At 54.7% G+C, this 18,245-nt stretch carries 10 protein-coding genes and 1 tRNA gene; 4 read left to right on the top strand and 7 right to left on the bottom strand.

Annotation, left to right across the window (positions count from 1 at the left end):
- Window positions 1-122: 122 nt before the first annotated feature.
- Entirely contained in the window at window positions 123-1,808 is a 1,686-nt protein-coding gene (locus AC1EKS_RS06925; protein WP_481008606.1) for an isopeptide-forming domain-containing fimbrial protein, read from the bottom strand.
- A 382-nt stretch (window positions 1,809-2,190) separates the two neighbouring features.
- On the opposite strand from AC1EKS_RS06925, the gene lepB reads away from it, so the two are divergent.
- Window positions 2,191-3,108 (top strand): signal peptidase I, encoded by a 918-nt coding sequence (lepB, locus tag AC1EKS_RS06920; protein ID WP_481008607.1) that lies wholly within the window; start codon window positions 2,191-2,193, stop codon window positions 3,106-3,108.
- A gap of 120 nt (window positions 3,109-3,228) precedes the next feature.
- Here lepB and AC1EKS_RS06915 read toward each other — a convergent pair.
- From AC1EKS_RS06915 to argS, 3 genes are all read right to left on the bottom strand, one after another.
- Window positions 3,229-3,304, bottom strand: a tRNA-Arg gene (locus AC1EKS_RS06915).
- 232 nt (window positions 3,305-3,536) lie between these two features.
- Complete coding sequence (locus AC1EKS_RS06910; RefSeq protein ID WP_481008608.1) at window positions 3,537-4,031, bottom strand: arginine repressor; 495 nt, start codon at window positions 4,029-4,031, stop codon at window positions 3,537-3,539.
- A 15-nt stretch (window positions 4,032-4,046) separates the two neighbouring features.
- Window positions 4,047-5,717 carry an arginine--tRNA ligase gene (gene argS, locus AC1EKS_RS06905; RefSeq protein WP_481008609.1) on the bottom strand — a complete coding sequence of 557 codons (1,671 nt, stop codon included), beginning with the start codon at window positions 5,715-5,717 and terminating at the stop codon, window positions 4,047-4,049.
- A gap of 84 nt (window positions 5,718-5,801) precedes the next feature.
- Here argS and AC1EKS_RS06900 point away from each other — a divergent pair, with 84 nt between their 5' ends.
- From AC1EKS_RS06900 to AC1EKS_RS06890, 3 genes are all read left to right on the top strand, one after another.
- Complete coding sequence (locus AC1EKS_RS06900) at window positions 5,802-6,662, top strand: fructosamine kinase family protein (RefSeq protein ID WP_481008610.1); 861 nt, start codon at window positions 5,802-5,804, stop codon at window positions 6,660-6,662.
- Window positions 6,663-6,775: 113 nt separating this feature from the next.
- On the top strand, window positions 6,776-7,324 hold the full coding sequence (locus AC1EKS_RS06895) for a hypothetical protein (RefSeq protein ID WP_481008611.1): 549 nt from the start codon (window positions 6,776-6,778) through the stop codon (window positions 7,322-7,324).
- A 155-nt stretch (window positions 7,325-7,479) separates the two neighbouring features.
- Entirely contained in the window at window positions 7,480-9,252 is a 1,773-nt protein-coding gene (locus tag AC1EKS_RS06890; RefSeq protein WP_481008612.1) for a S1C family serine protease, read from the top strand.
- A gap of 58 nt (window positions 9,253-9,310) precedes the next feature.
- Here the strand turns inward: AC1EKS_RS06890 and AC1EKS_RS06885 are convergent, their stop codons facing one another.
- The 3 genes from AC1EKS_RS06885 to rpoB all read right to left on the bottom strand — a co-directional run bounded on the left by AC1EKS_RS06885 (window position 9,311) and on the right by rpoB (window position 17,954).
- Window positions 9,311-10,426 (bottom strand): hypothetical protein, encoded by a 1,116-nt coding sequence (locus AC1EKS_RS06885; RefSeq protein ID WP_481008613.1) that lies wholly within the window; start codon window positions 10,424-10,426, stop codon window positions 9,311-9,313.
- 178 nt (window positions 10,427-10,604) lie between these two features.
- The gene (locus AC1EKS_RS06880; RefSeq protein WP_481008702.1) at window positions 10,605-14,504 is read right to left on the bottom strand and encodes a DNA-directed RNA polymerase subunit beta'; all 3,900 of its coding nucleotides are present in this window, start codon (window positions 14,502-14,504) and stop codon (window positions 10,605-10,607) included.
- A 27-nt stretch (window positions 14,505-14,531) separates the two neighbouring features.
- A complete protein-coding gene (gene rpoB / locus AC1EKS_RS06875; RefSeq protein ID WP_481010344.1) occupies window positions 14,532-17,954 on the bottom strand; it encodes a DNA-directed RNA polymerase subunit beta in 3,423 nt (1,140 codons plus the stop codon).
- Window positions 17,955-18,245 lie beyond the last annotated feature (291 nt).

Raw genomic sequence — 18,245 nt, 5'->3', positions numbered from 1 at the left:
CTAACCCTGCCTGGGTGCAGGGCATTCACTCCATACAGATTTGTGTGAGTGGTGCCGGTCGTGTGGCCAGAGAAAGATCCTCTGACCACACGACCATGTGTCCTCCATGATCGGGTTTTTATTTAGCTGTTTTGCTTACGGCGCCGCCAGACGAATCCGCCGGCTGCTCCCGCCATCACTAGCAAACCAACCACCGTAAAGATGACCGTACCGATGCCACCAGTTCCCGGCAGAGTAGAGCCGGAGGTGTTAGTAATGGTCATCGCGACTGAACCCTTGGTGGTATCGCCTTTGGTAGCAGGGTTTGTTCCTACGGTGATGGTCAGGTCAGTGATCTTGCCTTTATTAGTACCGCTATCCACGCTCACAGTGGACGTGATAACGAACTTGAAGAAGGCATTGTCTCCTTCGGGCAGGTTATAGCCCGAGGGAGCCGTAACTTCTTTCAAGTAGTAGGTGTCGGTATCCAGACCGGTGATATTGAAAACGCCGTCTGAGCCGGATTTGATTTCGGTACCACCGTCGCCGGCAACCCACTTAACAACCTTGCCATTCTCATCAATCTCGGCGCTCTTGCTCTTGTCCGAGTTGTACAGAACGAATCCCGCGTCTGCTAGCTTCGTGTTCGCATCGGCAGAATCAACCTTGGTGGTATCTAGTTGATAGGTGAAAGCCCAAACCTCTTGAGGTGGGGTTTTCCCGAGAACTCCGCCATTAACGTCCTTCTCATAGACCACCAGGGACTTGTTGGGGTTACCGACTCCACCAATCACGGCATTCTCATTCACAGTCGCGGAGTATTCCACCGTCACTACCGAGTCTGCGGTTAGGTCAACGGTAGCGGCTTTCGCGGCGGCTTTCAGATCGTTGAACACGATTTCGATCTTTTGGCCACCGTTATATTCGGCGCCCTCGTCATCGTTAGTAATCGGAGTGGCAGTTACAGTATCGGGAGTAAGTTTCTTTCCTCCGACTGTTACTGTGACATCTTTAGCGGCAAAGCCGGCGGGCAAAGTAAAGCCCTTAGAAATAAAGTCCGTAAAACCATATTTATAGGTAGTGAAGTCCGCAAGGTTGCTGGGCATAGTACCGGTCAGTTTGAAGGGTGCGCTCTCCCCAATCTCAAAGTCAGCCGTCTTGCCCCATGCTTTAGTGGAATCTTCTTTGATTTCCTTAGTGGAACTAGGCACCGAGCCCTTGGCCGCAACAGATACATAACAACCCAAAACCTGCACTATCGGCGCAGTAAGAGCCGCAGGTGTGTTAGTGGTATCTTTCACCAGGTAGTAGCCGTGGTCATTATCTCCCAACTTGGCGGTGTACTCGAAATTGGGAGCATCGCCAGATTTAACGAAGGGTTTAGGAGTACCAGTAATGTGCTTCATTGCCGCTTTGGCAAAGTCCATTTTCTCGGAATCTGTTGTCAATGATTCCAGCAGTTTTGCCAGCTCCGGGGCTGTGGTACTTGCGGTAACTACCTTAAGCTTTGCGATATTGCTGCTTGAAAGTTCTGTTAATAGGGCAGCATGATCAATCCCACCGCCCCATTTGATGTTAGTTAGTTTGCCGCCAGAAAGATCACCATCAAAGAGCTGATAAGCACCGTAAGTATGGTCACCTTCGGGGGCGGTAATAGTAATCTGCGGAGAACAGGGAGGCATCGGTATATCACTATGGGGTACATCCTTGTTCGAGCCCGCAGGCTGCAAGGGGGATGCCGATGCTAGTTGCGCAAAGGATAGTGAAAATGCGGCAATCAAACCCAATAGCAGGAAGATGCCGGCAAGAACTCGATTACCCCCCCCCACGCGCGAATTGCTTCTAATACGAGTGCCCATTATTCCTCACTTCCCGTGCTACGCCGCACTAAAATAAACCTCAAACTGGGACACAGTTGCATTAACCCTCTTCAATTAAAGCAACATGAACATGGTATCAATCTAATGTTTTCTTTGCATTAGAACCGCAGTCCTATTTTGCCGGACTTCCAAAAATTTGCGGTTACCCGCGGAAGAAGAATCAACTCCCGAAAGTAAATGGCGAGTTGTAAACTAAAAACTCCTGCCCCGGTGAAACAGAATTCTTTGGTTTTAGGGGATGCCCGAAGCGGACAGCAGTAAAGATGCCGTAGCATCAAAGAAACAAGCGCTAAAGTACACTAATAGGCAGCAAGCTAAGCGGAGGTAGCAGATGGGTGATTTTCAACCCGCCTCTGGCCTGCCCAAACGTTCTGCACGCCGCAAACGTGGCGAAACCAGCGATACGGTTTCCTCTTACCTCAAGATCCCCAGCGAGAACCCCGGAAAGCCGCTGGTAGTAACCGAACAGCCAGCTAGGCCTCGGCATTTTGAGCCGCGCCGCACCCTGAAGGAAAATCGCCACGACCACTCAGATGCTGACGGCTCTACTTTGAGCCAAAACCCGGAAGATCAGGAAGATATCGGGGAAAAGGAGTTAGACCCCGCCAGTCGCCCTCCCCAGGTAGATAAGGCCTCCCCGCAGCCAAAGGCTAAGTCAACTTCTAATCACGCTGACCACGGCGAAAAATTAGCCAAGGCCGCTTCTAACGTTAAAGCCCAGTGGGAAAAGCTACGCGTCCTCCCGGTTTTTCGGCTGCTGGTGCGGATAGCGGAAGTGATCATCGTAGTGAGTGCCATCGGGATCCTGGTTGCCACCTTCTTTATGTCGGTGCTGCAAATCCGGGGCGAATCCATGACCCCCGCCCTGCACGATGGGGACTTGGTGGTTGCCAGTCGCCACTCCAGCTTCCACAGTGGCGATATCATCGCTTTTTATTACAACAACAAAGTGCTGTTGAAACGGGTAATCGGGCAGCCGGGTGACTGGATTGATATGCGTGAAGACGGCACCATTGTGGTCAACAAGAAACCCTTACGCGAAAACTACGTCAAAGGTAGCAAAATCGGTAAAACCGATATCAAATTCCCTTACCAAGTGCCCGAACACCGCTACTTCGTACTGGGCGATCACCGCTCTATTTCGGTAGATTCACGCACCAAAGCCATCGGCACCGTGTCCGAAGACCAAATCGTCGGCAAAGCCCTGCTGATCGTCTGGCCCCTAACCAACTTCGGCGGAGTCCATTAGATTCACTCGTCCGCTGGATGCCCGGCATTGATGCGGGTATTAACCACGAAATAGGGTTGGAAACATGTTTTAGGAATTGGAAAAACCCCGTCACCGCTGGGTCGCAACGAGGACGGGGTTTGGCGCGCTCGACAGGATTCGAACCTGCAACCTTCTGATCCGTAGTCAGATGCTCTATCCGTTGAGCCACGAGCGCATTTGCCGTTGCCTTAGCAACTATCCCAGTCTAAGACAGAGCCAATAAGCCCTCCAAATCCGAGACAGCTTATTTAATGTGATTCACACACTAGCCTCGCGGTGGGAACGCGCGGGGTCTGGATTTTTCCTCCCGCCCAAGAATTCGGAAAACGTAGCGACGTTTTCCGAATTCTTATGCCCACCGCACCCACTCGGATAAAACCCAGACCCCACGCTCATTGCATCGCAAACTAATCGGTAACGAACTGCATGAACAGCTCGTTTAGGGCATTAGCATCTTCGTCAGTTTTGCAGATGACCAAGATAGTATCGTCACCGGCAATGCAGCCGAGCACAGTATCAAACCACGCCATATCGATCGCGCCTGCGAGCAACTGGGCGCCTGCCGCCGGGGTGCGCAGCACTACCTGGTTATGCACCACTGCGGAAGATACCAGCAGGTCCTGGCACCATTTCGCCAACTTTTCATTACCGGGATCTTCCTGTCCCCGCCGCACTCGCACCGGATAGGGCTCCGGCAGCATATAGATAGTTTTACCGCTGGTAGCACGCACTTTGGTGGCTCGTAAAGCTAAAAGATCCCGCGACAAAGTAGCTTGGGTAGTCGGGATTCCGCGTTCAGCCAAGTGGGTAAGCAGCTGTGACTGGCTAGAGATTTCCTGTTGACTGAGGATTTCACGGATCGCTTCCTCGCGCGCAGCCTTAGTGGTCGGTACGGTTGCCATGCCCCTATCTTCCCATTACATCCGCTCGGGAGCTACCACTCCGCAAAGATCCAAGCCATTTTCTAGCACTTGTCGCACGGCCTCATTCAGGTGCCGGCGCGCCACGTGCGCGTCGGTTATTTCCTCGCCGGAGCGGGGAATCACCCGGCACTGGTTGTACCAAGTGTGGTAACCAGCCGCCAGTTTTTCCAGGTAGCGCGGGATCCGATGGGGTTCGCGCTCTTCCGCAGCCAGTTTCAACTCTGCCGGGTATTGCGCCAAAATCCCTAGCAGATCCTTATCTGCTTGGCTAGAGAGCGAGGACGCATCGTATTTACCATCAGCTTTCACTCCGGCTTCATCGGCATTGCGCCCCACCGAACAGGTGCGGGCATGCGCGTATTGCACATAGTAAACCGGGTTTTCATTGGTGTGGGAGCGCAGCAAATCTAGATCAATATCGACAGTGGAATCCATCGAGACTCGCACCAGCGAATAGCGGGCAGCATCGACTCCTACCGCATCTACCAGGTCATCTAGAGTAATGACCGTGCCGGCGCGTTTCGACATTTTCACTTCCACGCCGTTTTCTTTCAGATTCACCATCTGCCCGATAATGATCTCTAGGCTTTGACCCGGCTTGCCCCCAAAGGCTGCACACATGGCATACATGCGGTCAATATATCCGTGGTGGTCAGCGCCCAGAATCAAGATTTCGTGGGTGGCTCCCCGGCACTGTTTGTCCCGGTAATAGGCAATATCGGCTGCGAAATAGGCGGGTTCGCCATCCGACTTCAATATCACCCGGTCTTTATCATCCCCATATTTAGTGGACTTCAGCCAGGTAGCGCCATCTTTTTCATAGATGACGCCGCGGGAACGCAGTTCTTCGATCGCGTCAGTAACTGCCCCGGAAGTGTGTAGCTCGTCCTCGTGGAAGAAAACATCAAAATCGGCGCGGAAATCATGCAAACACTCTTTGATCTCGGCAAACATCAAGGTGGTGCCGGCTTCCCGGAAATATTCTTCCGCCTGCGCTTCCGGCAGCTCCGCTAGCTGCACGCCCTCTTTAGCGGCGCGCGCTGCTACTTTACTCGCAATATCGAGGACGTACTGCCCGCCGTAACCATCCTCCGGCACCTCTTTGCCTTGCCACCGCGCCAAAAGCGACTTGGCGAACCGGGTGATCTGGGCGCCGTGGTCATTGAAATAGTATTCGCGAGTAACTTTTGCCCCGCTGGCCGCCAGAATCCGGGAGAGGGTGTCGCCTACTGCCGCCCAGCGTCCTCCCCCCAAATGGATGGGGCCAGTAGGGTTGGCAGACACATATTCCACGTTGATGTTTTGCCCGCTCAAAACTTCGCTGTGCCCGTAGTCTTTCCCGGCCTGCAAAATCGTTGACACTAGCGCCCCGGCAGCGGCGGCTCCCAGCCAGATATTTACGAACCCGGGCCCGGCCACCTCAGTTTTCGAAATGCCTGCTACCTGGTCAAGCTGGGCAGTAATCTTGGCGGCAAGGTCGCGCGGCGCCATACCTGCTTTCTTTGCCAGCTGCATAGCCACATTTGTTGACCAATCGCCATTATCGCGCGAACGGGGACGCTCAACTTTCACGGTTTCCGGGATAGCATCCGGATCTAAACCGGTGTCGGCTGCCAGGGTGACAAGAATCTGGCGGATAAGGGCACTTAGTTCTTCTGGAGTCATGCTTTAAGCCTAGACTGCCAGGCGTATTTATCGCCAAATCTGGCGAGCTAGCCCACACCGGTACCTGGCTGGCACAATAGGGCTATGAGTGAGCAGGTTTACCACAAGGTTGATAATCGCCATCCCCAGGCTCTGGAACTAGAAGAACTGGGGTTAAAGTGGCTGGCTGAGCCGATGGATAAAGGCGGGGCGCACGTGGTGAAAGTCGCGGCTTCCGGACCCGGATTTTTAGATACCGAACTGATTCCCTCTACCGCTATCACCAGCGAAGCAGCGAGGGCTTTCGGGGCAGCCTTGGCGATTACTCACGCGGGCGGAGCAGATTGGTTCGGGCAGCCGCCTCTGGGTTATTCCGGTCCCGGCTTTATGGGACGCTCCCGAATGGATTTAATCTACGAGGACGATGGGCAAAGCTGGGGCGAGTTTTTCGCTGATCACCGGATTTTGCCGAATCTGCCGCCTGCCCTCGCTAATGGCTCTATTGACAGCGCGGGGGCCGCGGTTTTAGAACGGCTAGCTGAGCGCCTACGCGATGGAATCTTCGATGTTCCCGAACCGGAGCTAGTAAACTCGCGGGCGGCGCGGATTCACGGTGATCTGTGGACCGGGAACGTAATGTGGGCACCCGCGGGAGCTTTAAAACATTTTCCTGCTCTGGCAGGACGGGGCGCTGCCTCGGAGCAGCCCCTTCCCAAAGTGGTGGGGGTGCTGATAGATCCGGCTCCGGCAGGCGGACACGCGGAAACCGATTTGGCGGCCCTGGGAGTTTTCGGGCAGCCCTATCTAGAGGAAATCTACCAGGGATATAACCAGGTTTCCCCCTTAGCTGCGGGGTGGGAAGAACGCATCGGTTTGCACCAGCTCCATATATTGGCAGTACACGCCAATCTGTTTGGCGGTTCCTACGGCCCCCACACGGTGCAACTGGCTCGCCAGTATCTCTAATACCTCGGGGAAGCCCGCTGGCGGTTTTTACATTCGCGCAGATTAGGAATAAATCTCGCGGGCGCTTTTGGCCGGGATCTTTGCAAAGCCTCCAAACGGGTTAGGCTAGTTTCATGAATCACATTATTGCCTTACTTATGGGCGTGTTGCTCTTAGCCGGTTCCGTCTGGGTTCGTCTCGGCAGCGCAAGAGCCCGTTTTTGGATCCCGAAACAAAAGAAGGATGTTTCTCGCTCTGGCATCCTGATTATGGATGAGCGCTGGATGTTGGTGTTCCTACCGGCACTGGGGCTGTTTTTCTTGATGATCGGAGCGAGTCTGCCGGCGAGCGCCAGCCCGCGCCCCTGGAATTACCTGCTACTCACTGTTTCTTTAGTCGGCGCACTTATCGGATTGGTGGGAATTATTTGGGGGTTGACTAACCTCTACTATCCGGAGGGCGTGCGTCCGGCTTGGCTGCGCGCCTACTATCGCCAGCTGGGATTTTCGCCCTCCCGGGGTACCCGTTTGGCTCCCACCTGGTATCGCGAGCAGATGCAGGATAGGCATTTAGAGAATCCCCGCTGGAATCGAAAAGGGCAGGAACCGATGGAGGAAGAGAAAAAGAAACCGAAAAAGAACCGCCCCAACCAGCAGAATCGCAAAAAGCGGCGCCCGCGTTAAAACCAGTAGCTGCTGATAGCTGCAGGCTGCAGTTAACATACCGGCTCAACATAGGAACCAGTTAGGCATCCAGAAAACACCCAGAAAACATCCAGAGTCGCAACAGTTCATCGTGTCAATATGGGGACACAGCAGATAAGAGGAGATCGAGATTCATGACCAACAGCAATGATTCGACCCGACCCCAAGACGGTACTAACCCGTTGGACGACTGGGAGATGGACGACTGGCAAAGCGCAGGTTGGCCCGGAGAAATCCCCGAGCCCAGTAATAACAGTTTTCCGGCAGGCAGCTATGGGAGCCACGACAATATTAATAACCGCGCGGACGCGGGCGAGGACGGGCAACCGGAACTAACCGGTAGAATCACCAGTATTCAACCGGGCACCTCGCCGATTAGCGGCGCGGCTACCTCCTCCCCTAGTGACGCCAGTCCCCAGGCCGGTACCGGTTTTTCCGCTGCCGCTGCCCAGTCAACGGAATATTCCTCCCCTTATAACTCCGGGGTTGGTGAGCCATCTTCCTCGCAAAACGAAAACTTCTTCTCCAACGACTTTAGCCCCGAACAGGCAGGAAATACCGCTGATTTTCCGCCCCAGTTCGCACCAAATAGCTCTTTCGAGTCCGGGAGCGGAACTAGCGCTGCCTTCGAGGCGAATCCTTATGGCGATACTCCCTACCCCGCCTCCCCGCAGGGAGCATTTTTATCCGCAGAGCACCCCGCCTGGGAACCCTCCCCCATGCCCACCAAACGTAAAGAAAAAACTAAACGCGGCCCTGGATGGCTGGCAACTATTGCGATCGCGGTGACTGCTGCCCTGTGTGTATGGCTTTTGCCTTCCGAATTTGGGTCCCGCACTACCTCACTGGGTAAATCTCCAGTGAAAGTGGCGACCGAGGCTCCGGTAGTTCAAGCCAGTGCCAAGAACACTAACTGGGAGGCAGTAGCCAAAGCGGTGCAGCCCTCGGTGGTAGCCATCCAAGTGGCTTCCGGCAATTCTGGAGAGACCGGTTCCGGGGTGATCTTTGATGAGGCCGGACACGTAATTACCAACTATCACGTAATAGCTTCTGCTATTTCAGGCCGGGCAAAGGTCCAGATAGAGCTATTTAACGGAAAAATATATGACGCCAAGGTTTTAGGATCCGATACTTCTACTGACCTGGCGGTATTAGAGTTCGTGAATCCTCCCAAGGATCTGCAGATGGCAGCGTTAGGATCCTCTACCGGTTTGCGGGTAGCTCAGCCGGTAGCGGCCATTGGTTCGCCTTTGGGGCTGGAAAACACGGTCACCACCGGGATTATTTCTGCCCTAGATCGCCCCGTAGTGGTTACGCAATCGGAAGAAGGTTCGGGAGTGCAAATTCCCGGTCTAAACGAGCGTTCCGGTGCTGGTCAGCAGGTAGTTACTAACGCTATCCAAGTTGATGCCGCAATCAACCCCGGTAATTCTGGTGGCCCCCTCTTCGACGCCTCGGGGAAGGTTATTGGCATTACTTCCTCGATTGCTTCCCTGGGATCTGGAAATGGGGGCCAAGCCGGGTCGATTGGAATCGGTTTCGCTATTCCAGTGAATCTAGTGCGTAACGTAGCTGATCAAATCATCACCTCCGGGAAAGTCACTCATGCGATGCTGGGAGTCACCATTGACACGGCAGTTGCCCAGATCGGGGGCGAGTCCCGGATGGGGGCCCGGGTGTCCACAGTAGTTCGCGGATCGGGCGCGGATCGGGCCGGCCTAAAAGAGGGCGATTTAATTACCAAAATTGATGATCATCAGGTGGGCTCCGGGGTAGCGTTGACGGGATATGTCCGCTGGTATAACCCGGGAGACAAAGTAAAACTCACGGTGCTGCGCAAGGACGGCTCTCACGAGATTGAAGCCGAGCTCGGCGCCCAGGAAGCCGACAGAAAGTATAGCCGCTAGATAACTGCTATAAGTTGAGCCCGCTGGAATCCAGCGGGCTCAACTTAGTTATAGAGATTTAGGAGAAGATCGAGCGGAATAATCCGCCGATCCAAGAGAACACGCGCACAAAGAACACCCGTACCTTAACCACAAAGCTATTGGAATTATCAGCTTGGTTATCCGGCTGCGTAGTCGGCTCCGGTACCGCAGTAGGCGGATCATCCGGAGTCGGTGCCTCAGTAAAGGTAGGTTCCGGGGTAGCGGTAGTAGGCTCTACGCTGGGCTGCGGATCCGAGGTCGGCTGAGGAGCCGCAGTAGTCGGATCTACGCTGGGCTGAGGAGCCGCAGTAGTCGGATCCGGGCTAGGCTGCGCGGTTTCGCTAGGAACCGCAGGTTCAGCCGGTTCAGTCGTAGGTTTAGTGGTGGGCTTTTCCTCCTGACCGGGCTCGGGAGCTGCGGTAGTAGGATCTACGCTAGGCTGAGCGGTTTCACTGGGTTGCGGATCCGAGGTCGGCTGGGGAGCCTCAGTGGTCGGATCTACGCTGGGCTGAGCCGGTTCGGATCCAGCCGGGTAACCTAAATGCTTCTCCAAGGCCTGCAACGCCAAAGCCACATCGGCATCTTGAATCGGGTTGTTGAAATCTTTAACCCCATCCATACCAGACGCCATCAAATCACCCCTACAGGTATGGTCGACACCCAAAAGGTGTCCCAGCTCGTGGGTGACAGTTGAAACTTGGGTGAGCCAACCGCTGCGATCTAGACGCAGGTACATGAGTCTTTGCGCAGCATAGGCGGTGCCTAATGCCTTACCCTCGGCATAGGGGGAATCGATTACCCGTACCGGACGATTATCCATCGAATCCACGAATTTGAACTTAATCTTCCCGCCGCTGCGTTCGGTCCACATCTTGGTGGCGGCCTCAATTGCCGGGCGGAATTTGGTGTTGCCCAGGTACAGCGACAAAGTATAGGAGTCAGCACTGGTGGCACCAATCAAAAAGGTATCCACATTGGTGATCGGCTGTCCCTTAGCTACCTGGTTATGCATTACCCGGCATTCGCGCACCGTGGGGGTGCGGTCTGCTGCCTGCACATTTTGGCTACCAGAGACCGCAAACAGTCCCCCCAGAGCCAAGCCCACCATAGTTAAGGTGGCCAACAATATATTCTTTTTCCGACTCATATTCATGGTGAAATTCTACCAAGCGGTAAGATTAAAGCAAGGTGATAATCTAATTTTTATTGAGAGCTTCGTCATAACTGACAGTTAGTGCATGCCGACCCTTAAACCCGCAGGTAAAAATCATGGGGGGCTTGTCTAGCTTTTCTAGCTAGACAAGCCCCCCATGGGAACTGAACTATTTAGATTAGAGATTCAGACCGAAAGAGTCCTCAAAACTAATGCCGGCCAAAAAGTCGTCATCACTATCGGGAATCTTGAAGTCATTAGCAGACCAACCCATCTTGGCCATCGCTTCCTCGGTAGGCTCCACGCTGGCATCACGGAACATTGACAGTCCGGTACCCGCCGGAATCAACTTACCGATGATCACGTTCTCCTTCAGGCCTACCAACGGGTCCTTCTTTGCAGCCATGGCCGCATCGGTTAGCACCTTAGTAGTCTCCTGGAAGGAAGCCGCTGACAACCAAGAATCGGTAGCTAGCGAAGCCTTGGTAATCCCCATCAGTTCCGGACGAGCCGCAGCCGGCTCCCCGCCCTCGGAAACAACCTTACGGTTAATCGAGCGGAATCGAATCGAATCCACCAAAGTACCCGGCAACAGTTCCGTGTCACCAGACTTGAGCACGGTTACCCGTCGCAGCATCTGACGCACAATCACTTCAATGTGCTTGGAGTGAATATCCACGCCCTGCGAACGGTAAACCTCTTGCACCTCGGTCACTAGCTGCCGTTGGGTAGAATTCACACCCAAAATGCGCAGCACCTTCTTCGGATCTAGGCGACCCTCAGTCAGCTGCTCGCCAACCTCAACATGGTCGCCATCAGACACAATCAGTTTCATGCGGCGAGGAGCGTCGATAATCAGATCATCTTGACCATCATCGCGCACCACGACCAGATGTCGCGGCTCACCCGGTTCATCAACCACCTTGACGCGCCCCGCGGCCTCCGTAATCAGAGCTTCACCCTTCGGGGTACGAGCCTCGAAAAGCTCCTGCACGCGCGGCAAACCCTGGGTAATATCAGCCGCACCAGCAGCACCACCGGTGTGGAAGGTACGCATCGTGAGCTGAGTACCAGGCTCCCCAATCGACTGGGCAGCGATAATCCCGACAGCCTCACCAATATCGACCCGTTTTCCGGTCGCCAGCGAGCGTCCATAACAAGACGCACAAGTACCAGCCTCAGATTCACAGGTCAAAACGGAACGCACCGGAATCTCGGTGACCCCCGCCTCGATCAACACATCAATCTCGGCGTCGCCCACATCGGTACCCTTGGCAAATACCAGGTTCCCGTCCTTATCGGTAACGTCCTTAGACAAGGTACGCCCATAAGCGGTGGTCTCTACGATATCCAGCTTGTAAACGTGACCATCTTCGGTAACGCCACCAATAGGCATTACTAGGCCGCGGCGAGTACCACAATCCTGTTCTCGCACGATAACGTCCTGAGACACATCCACCAGGCGGCGGGTCAAATAACCCGAGTCCGCAGTACGCAACGCGGTATCAGCCAAACCTTTACGCGCACCGTGAGTAGCGATGAAGTATTCCAGCACCGACAAACCAGAACGGTAATTCGACTTAATTGGCTGCTCAATCAGCTTCTGCTTCGGGTCAGCCACCAAACCACGCATACCGGAAATCTGCCGGATCTGATCCCAGTTACCACGAGCACCAGAAGAAACCATCCGGTTCACCTGGTTGCGAGCCGGGAAGTTCTCCCGCATCGCCTGGGCAACTTTGGCAGTACATTCGGTCCACAAATCCACCAGTTCGTTGTAACGATCCTGGCCGGTAATCAAACCGAGATCCGCATCCTCTTGCACCTGGGCAGCTTTTTCGTCGTACTCGGCGAGAATCTTCGCCTTCGCCGGCGGTTCCACTACGTCAGCGAAGCCGATAGTGGTTCCGGACCAAGTTGCCCAGTGGAAACCGGTCTCTTTCAAAGCATCCAAAGAGGCCGCCACATTACCCTTGTCGTAGCGCTCTGCCAAAGTATTGACAATCCGAGAAAGCCCCTTCTTGTCAATCTGCTCGTTGACGAACGGGTAGGAAACCGGCAACGCCTCATTGAAGAAGCAACGCCCAATCGAAGTTTCAAACTCTACCGGATCGCCCTCTTCGTAGCCTTCCGGAGCCTGCCAATCCTTGGGCGGCACCGTACCGGGCTCGAAACGAATCAAAGCAGTAGCGTTAATATCCAGGCGATCTTGATCGAAAGCCATAATGGCTTCACCTAGCGAAGAGAACTTCGGGGTGATCGGGTTTCCGTCCTTACCGGTCAGAACCGGAAGGGAAGGATCAGGATCCGAGGTCAAGTGGTAAATGCCGATTACCATGTCCTGGGAGGGCATAGTTACCGGACGGCCATCGGCAGGCTTCAAAATGTTGTTGGAGGACAACATCAAAATCCGCGCCTCCGCCTGAGCTTCTGCCCCCAGCGGCAGGTGCACTGCCATCTGGTCACCGTCAAAGTCCGCGTTGAACGCCCCACAAGCTAGCGGGTGCAACTGAATCGCTTTACCCTCAATCAAGATCGGCTCGAAAGCCTGAATACCTAGACGGTGCAAAGTAGGTGCGCGGTTTAGCAGCACCGGATGTTCGGTGATGACCTCATCGAGCACGTCCCACACCTGCGGGCGCTGGCGTTCCACCATCCGCTTGGCGGCCTTAACATTTTGGGCTTCCTGGCGTTCCACCAACCGTTTCATTACGAACGGCTTGAACAGTTCCAGAGCCATCTGCTTGGGCAGACCGCACTGGTGTAGCCGCAGCTGCGGGCCTACCACGATTACAGACCGACCGGAATAGTCAACCCGTTTACCTAGCAGGTTCTGGCGGAAACGTCCCTGCTTGCCTTTGAGCATATCGGACAGCGACTTCAGGGGACGGTTACCCGGACCGGTCACCGGACGCCCGCGGCGACCATTGTCGAATAGGGCGTCCACCGACTCTTGCAGCATCCGCTTTTCGTTATTCACGATGATCTGGGGAGCACCCAAATCCAGCAGTCGCTTTAGGCGGTTATTGCGGTTAATAACCCGGCGGTAAAGATCGTTCAGGTCAGAGGTCGCGAAGCGGCCACCGTCCAGCTGCACCATGGGGCGCAGATCCGGCGGAATCACCGGGATGCGATCTAGCACCATCGAATCCGGCTTGTTTCCGGTCTGCAAGAAGGCAGAAACCACTTTCAGCCGTTTGAGGGCACGAGTCTTACGCTGACCGGTACCGGTTTCCACTTCCTCTTTCAGTTTTTCGGCTTCGGCCTTCAGATCGAAGTCCCGCAGCCGCGTTTGCACTGCTTGCGCGCCCTTATCGCCCTTGAAGTAAATGCCGTAACGCATCTCCAAGTCGCGGTAGAGCCGCTCGTCGCCCTCCAGGTCTCCAACCTGCAGTTCTTTAAAGCGGGTAAAGACCTCGTCGCGGCGATTCAGCTCGCGATCCATCTTCCGCCGCATCTGAGATACCTCTTTATCGGCGGCTTTACGAACCTTTTCCTTTTCGGCGTTCTTGGCGTCCTTGGCCTCTAACGCCGCCAGATCTTTCTCCAGCTTTTCCTGGCGGGCCGCAATCTGGGCCTCAAAGCGTTCCGTTAAACGCTGTTTTTCCAGGCTAAGCTCGTTTTCTAGATTCGGCAGATCCTGGTGACGGGCATCCTCGTCGACCTCGGTAATCATATAGGCCGCGAAATAGATGACTTTTTCCAGGTCTTTAGGCGCCAGATCCAGCAGGTAACCCAAGCGGGAAGGAACGCCCTTGAAATACCAAATATGGGTAACCGGGGCGGCCAGTTCAATATGACCCATACGTTCGCGGCGCACCTTGGAGCGAGTTACCTCCACCCCGCAGCGTTCACAAACGATGCCCTTATAGCGCACCCGCTTATATTTACCGCAGGCACATTCCCAGTCCCGGGTGGGACCGAAAATCCGCTCACAGAAAAGGCCGTCCTTCTCGGGCTTCAGGGTGCGGTAGTTAATAGTTTCCGGCTTCTTGACTTCCCCGAATGACCATTCAGCCACGCCCTCGGCGGTCGCCATGCCGATATGTAGTTGATCGAATTTATTTGCATCCATAATCGACTCTTACCTTCTCTTCCCTGCTGCCTAGATTTCTTCCAAAGAAACATTGGGGTTTGGCCGCGAGCCAATATTGATCCCCAATTCTTCGCTGGCGCGCTCAGCACCCTCATCGTCTTCAGCCAGAGACACCACATTGTCTTCGGCGTCTAAGGCCTCCACATTCAGGCAGAGGGAGCGCATTTCTTGTATGAGGACGCGGAAAGATTCCGGAATGCCAGGCTGAGGAATATCCTCGCCTTTAACAATCGCCTCATAGACCTTCACGCGGCCGGTAATATCATCCGATTTCACGGTGAGCAGTTCCTGCAGCGAATAGGCCGCACCATAGGCTTCCATCGCCCACACTTCCATCTCACCGAAACGCTGCCCGCCGAACTGGGCTTTACCACCCAAGGGCTGCTGCGTAATCATCGAGTACGGTCCGGTAGAGCGAGCGTGAATCTTGTCATCTACCAGGTGGTGTAGCTTCAACATGTACTTGTAGCCCACCGAAATCGGGTAGGGGAACGGTTCCCCGCTGCGCCCATCAAATAGCTGGGCTTTACCGTCAGCATTGATGAGGCGATCCCCGTCCGCGTTCGGGCGGGTGCAACCGAGTAGTCCGGTCAAAACGTCCTCTTCCACACCGTCAAATACCGGAGTGGCCACCTTTTGACCTGCGGGTGCCTGCAAACCTTCCTTGGGGAGTTTCTCAATCCACTTGGCGCCTTCTTCTGCCAGCAGGGAAGTATCCCAACCCTGGTGAGCAATCCAGCCCAAATGGAACTCCAGGACCTGTCCGATGTTCATACGACCAGGTACACCCATGGGGTTCAAAATAATGTCAACCGGAGTGCCGTCCTCTAAGAAAGGCATATCCTCGATCGGTAAAATCTTGGAAACCACACCTTTGTTACCGTGACGACCAGCCATTTTATCGCCAATGGTGATCTTACGGCGCTGCGCTACGTATACGCGCACCATATGTTTTACCCCGGGAGGTAGTTCGTCGTCTTCGTCGTTAAACTCGCGAACTCCGATCACAATCCCGGATTCACCGTGAGGAACGCGCAGCGAAGTGTCACGCACCTCGCGGGCTTTCTCCCCGAAGATGGCGCGTAGCAGGCGCTCTTCACTGGTCAACTCGGTTTCACCCTTGGGGGTTACTTTCCCGACCAAGATATCGCCAGCCTGCACCTCGGCGCCGATGCGGATAATGCCACGTTCGTCAAGGTCCGCGAGGGCATCCTCGGAAATATTCGGAATATCGCGGGTGATTTCTTCTAGACCCAGCTTGGTTTCGCGGGCATCGATTTCGTGTTCTTCAATATGGATAGAAGTGAGCACGTCGTCTTGAACTACCCGGCGAGAAAGAATGATCGCGTCCTCGTAGTTGAGGCCTTCCCAAGACATATAGGCAACCAGCAGGTTCTTACCCAAAGCCAGTTCACCATGATCGGTTGCCGGGCCATCGGCGATTAGATCCCCGACTTCTACCCGGTCACCGGCGGCCACCCGTACATGCTGGTTATAGCAGTTACCGGGGTTGGAACGGTGGAACTTGTCCAGCTTATAGGTGAAGTAGGAGCCGTCATCGCACATGATCTGGACGTGCGCCGCATCGGCCTCTACGACTACTCCGGCATGTTCGCTGACGATTGCTTCCCCAGCATCCATAGCGGTACGACGCTCCATGCCGGTACCCACTAGCGGAGCCTCGGTGGTAAGTAGCGGAACCGCTTGGCGCTGCATGTTTGCACCCATGAGGGCGCGGTTGGCGTCATCGTGTTCCAGGAACGGAATCAGGGCGGCGGCAACCGAAGTCATCTGCCGCGCCGAAACGTCCATGAAGTCAACTTCTTCGCGCCGCATTTCTTGCGGGTCTTCCCCGGCAATCCGGCACAGCACCAGCTCTTCCGCGAAAGAACCATCATCATTTAGCGGAGCCGAAGCCTGGGCAATGTTGTAGCCAGCCTCTTCATCAGCACTTAGATAGTGAACCTCGTCGGTGACTTTTCCGTCTTTAACCACCCGATAGGGGGTTTCAATGAAACCGAAAGAGTTCAACCGGGCATAGGTTGCCAGCGAGCCGATCAGACCAATGTTCGGGCCTTCCGGAGATTCAATCGGGCACATCCGGCCATAGTGGGAGGGGTGCACGTCACGAACTTCCATGCCCGCACGGTCACGAGAAAGACCGCCCGGACCTAGCGCCGACAAACGCCGCTTGTGGGTTAGCCCCGATAGCGGGTTGTTTTGGTCCATGAACTGGGACAGCTGCGAAGTACCAAAGAACTCTTTGATGGCGGCTACTACCGGACGGATATTAATCAGTGACTGCGGAGTGATTGCCTCAGCATCCTGGGTGGTCATGCGTTCGCGTACCACGCGTTCCATGCGGGAAAGTCCGGTGCGAATCTGCGCCTGGATTAGTTCCCCAACCGCGCGAATCCGGCGGTTGCCGAAGTGGTCGATATCGTCAGTTTCTACCCGCAGGTCGACGATTTCGCCGTCCTCGTTGGTAGCAGAAACCGTTTGGTCGCCCTTTTGCAGCGCCAATAGATATTTGAAACCGGCAACAATATCGTCCAGTGTCAAAGTAGAAGTGTGAATATCGCTGCTGAGCCCCAGTTTGCGGTTGACCTTGTAGCGACCAACTTTGGCCAGGTCATAGCGTTTGGGGTTGAAGTAAAAGCCTTCAATCAAGTTGCGTCCCGCTTCCGCACTTGCCGGCTCGCCGGGGCGGATCTTGCGGTAAATATCGGCCCGGGCATCATCGGTGGACTGAATATTGTCCGAATCCTTTTCCAGGGTCGAAAGCATAATCGGGTAGTCCTGGAACTCTTCGCGGATTTCTTCCGCGGTCATGCCCAGGGCGCGCAGGAAAATCGTGCCCGACTGTTTACGACGCCGGTCAATACGGATCCCCACGTTTTCGCGTTTGTCGATCTCGAGCTCTAGCCATGCTCCCCGCGAAGGAATGAATTTGCAGCCGTAAATGTCTTTGTCAGAAGTCTTATCGGCGGCTTTCTCGAAGTAAACACCGGGAGAGCGGACCAACTGGGAGACTACTACCCGCTCGGTACCGTTAATAATGAAAGTAGCCCGCGGAGTCATCAGCGGGAAATCGCCCATGAAAACGGTCTGCGATTTAATCTCGCCAGTGTTTTCATTCATGTATTCCGCGGTAACGAAGATAGGAGCCGCATAGGTGTAATCCTTGGCTTTGCATTCTTCGATGGAATACTTCGGGGGTTCAAACTTGGGATCGGAAAATGACAGCGACATGGAGCCGGCAAAGTCCTGGATGGGAGAAATTTCTTCGAAAACTTCCTCTAACCCAGAAAGTACCGGATCGGTGCGATTGCTCGCTTTCGCTTTTTCTTCTGCATTTTCGCGCCACTGGGTGGTGCCTAGGAGCCATTCAAAAGATTTCCTTTGAATGTCCAGCAGATTCGGGGGGGCCATAACTTCCTGTAGTTTTGCAAACGACAGGCGAGAGGGCTTATTGGCAGATGCGGTTTCAGCAGCCAAAAGGATTCCTTTCGGACGACGTAACTTCGCGCGTATTCTAGGTTTCCGGCCCCTTCCGGGCGCTGGTTGCTCCTTCGATCGCCCTGCGCATTTTAAAGGCGAATCAGCAGACCAGACCACATCGGGCTACGGCAAACGCAAGTATTAATGCTAGTTTGAAAGCGGATGTTATGCCACATTGAGGGCGAGGACGTGCGCATTTTCACAGCTTTTCGAGCTTTTCTG

It is taken from the genome of Varibaculum sp. C0165D1, assembly GCF_056590355.1.
Note: the sequence above shows the minus strand (reverse complement) of the source record. Positions and strands in the feature narration are given on the sequence as shown.

Coding starts and splice junctions, on each gene's coding strand:
- lepB (WP_481008607.1), top strand. CDS start 2,191: ATGGGTGATTTTCAACCCGCCTCTGGCCTGCCCAAACGTTCTGCACGC.
- AC1EKS_RS06910 (WP_481008608.1), bottom strand. CDS start 4,031: ATGGCAACCGTACCGACCACTAAGGCTGCGCGCGAGGAAGCGATCCGT.
- argS (WP_481008609.1), bottom strand. CDS start 5,717: ATGACTCCAGAAGAACTAAGTGCCCTTATCCGCCAGATTCTTGTCACC.
- AC1EKS_RS06900 (WP_481008610.1), top strand. CDS start 5,802: ATGAGTGAGCAGGTTTACCACAAGGTTGATAATCGCCATCCCCAGGCT.
- AC1EKS_RS06895 (WP_481008611.1), top strand. CDS start 6,776: ATGAATCACATTATTGCCTTACTTATGGGCGTGTTGCTCTTAGCCGGT.
- AC1EKS_RS06890 (WP_481008612.1), top strand. CDS start 7,480: ATGACCAACAGCAATGATTCGACCCGACCCCAAGACGGTACTAACCCG.
- AC1EKS_RS06885 (WP_481008613.1), bottom strand. CDS start 10,426: ATGAATATGAGTCGGAAAAAGAATATATTGTTGGCCACCTTAACTATG.
- rpoB (WP_481010344.1), bottom strand. CDS start 17,954: ATGGCCCCCCCGAATCTGCTGGACATTCAAAGGAAATCTTTTGAATGG.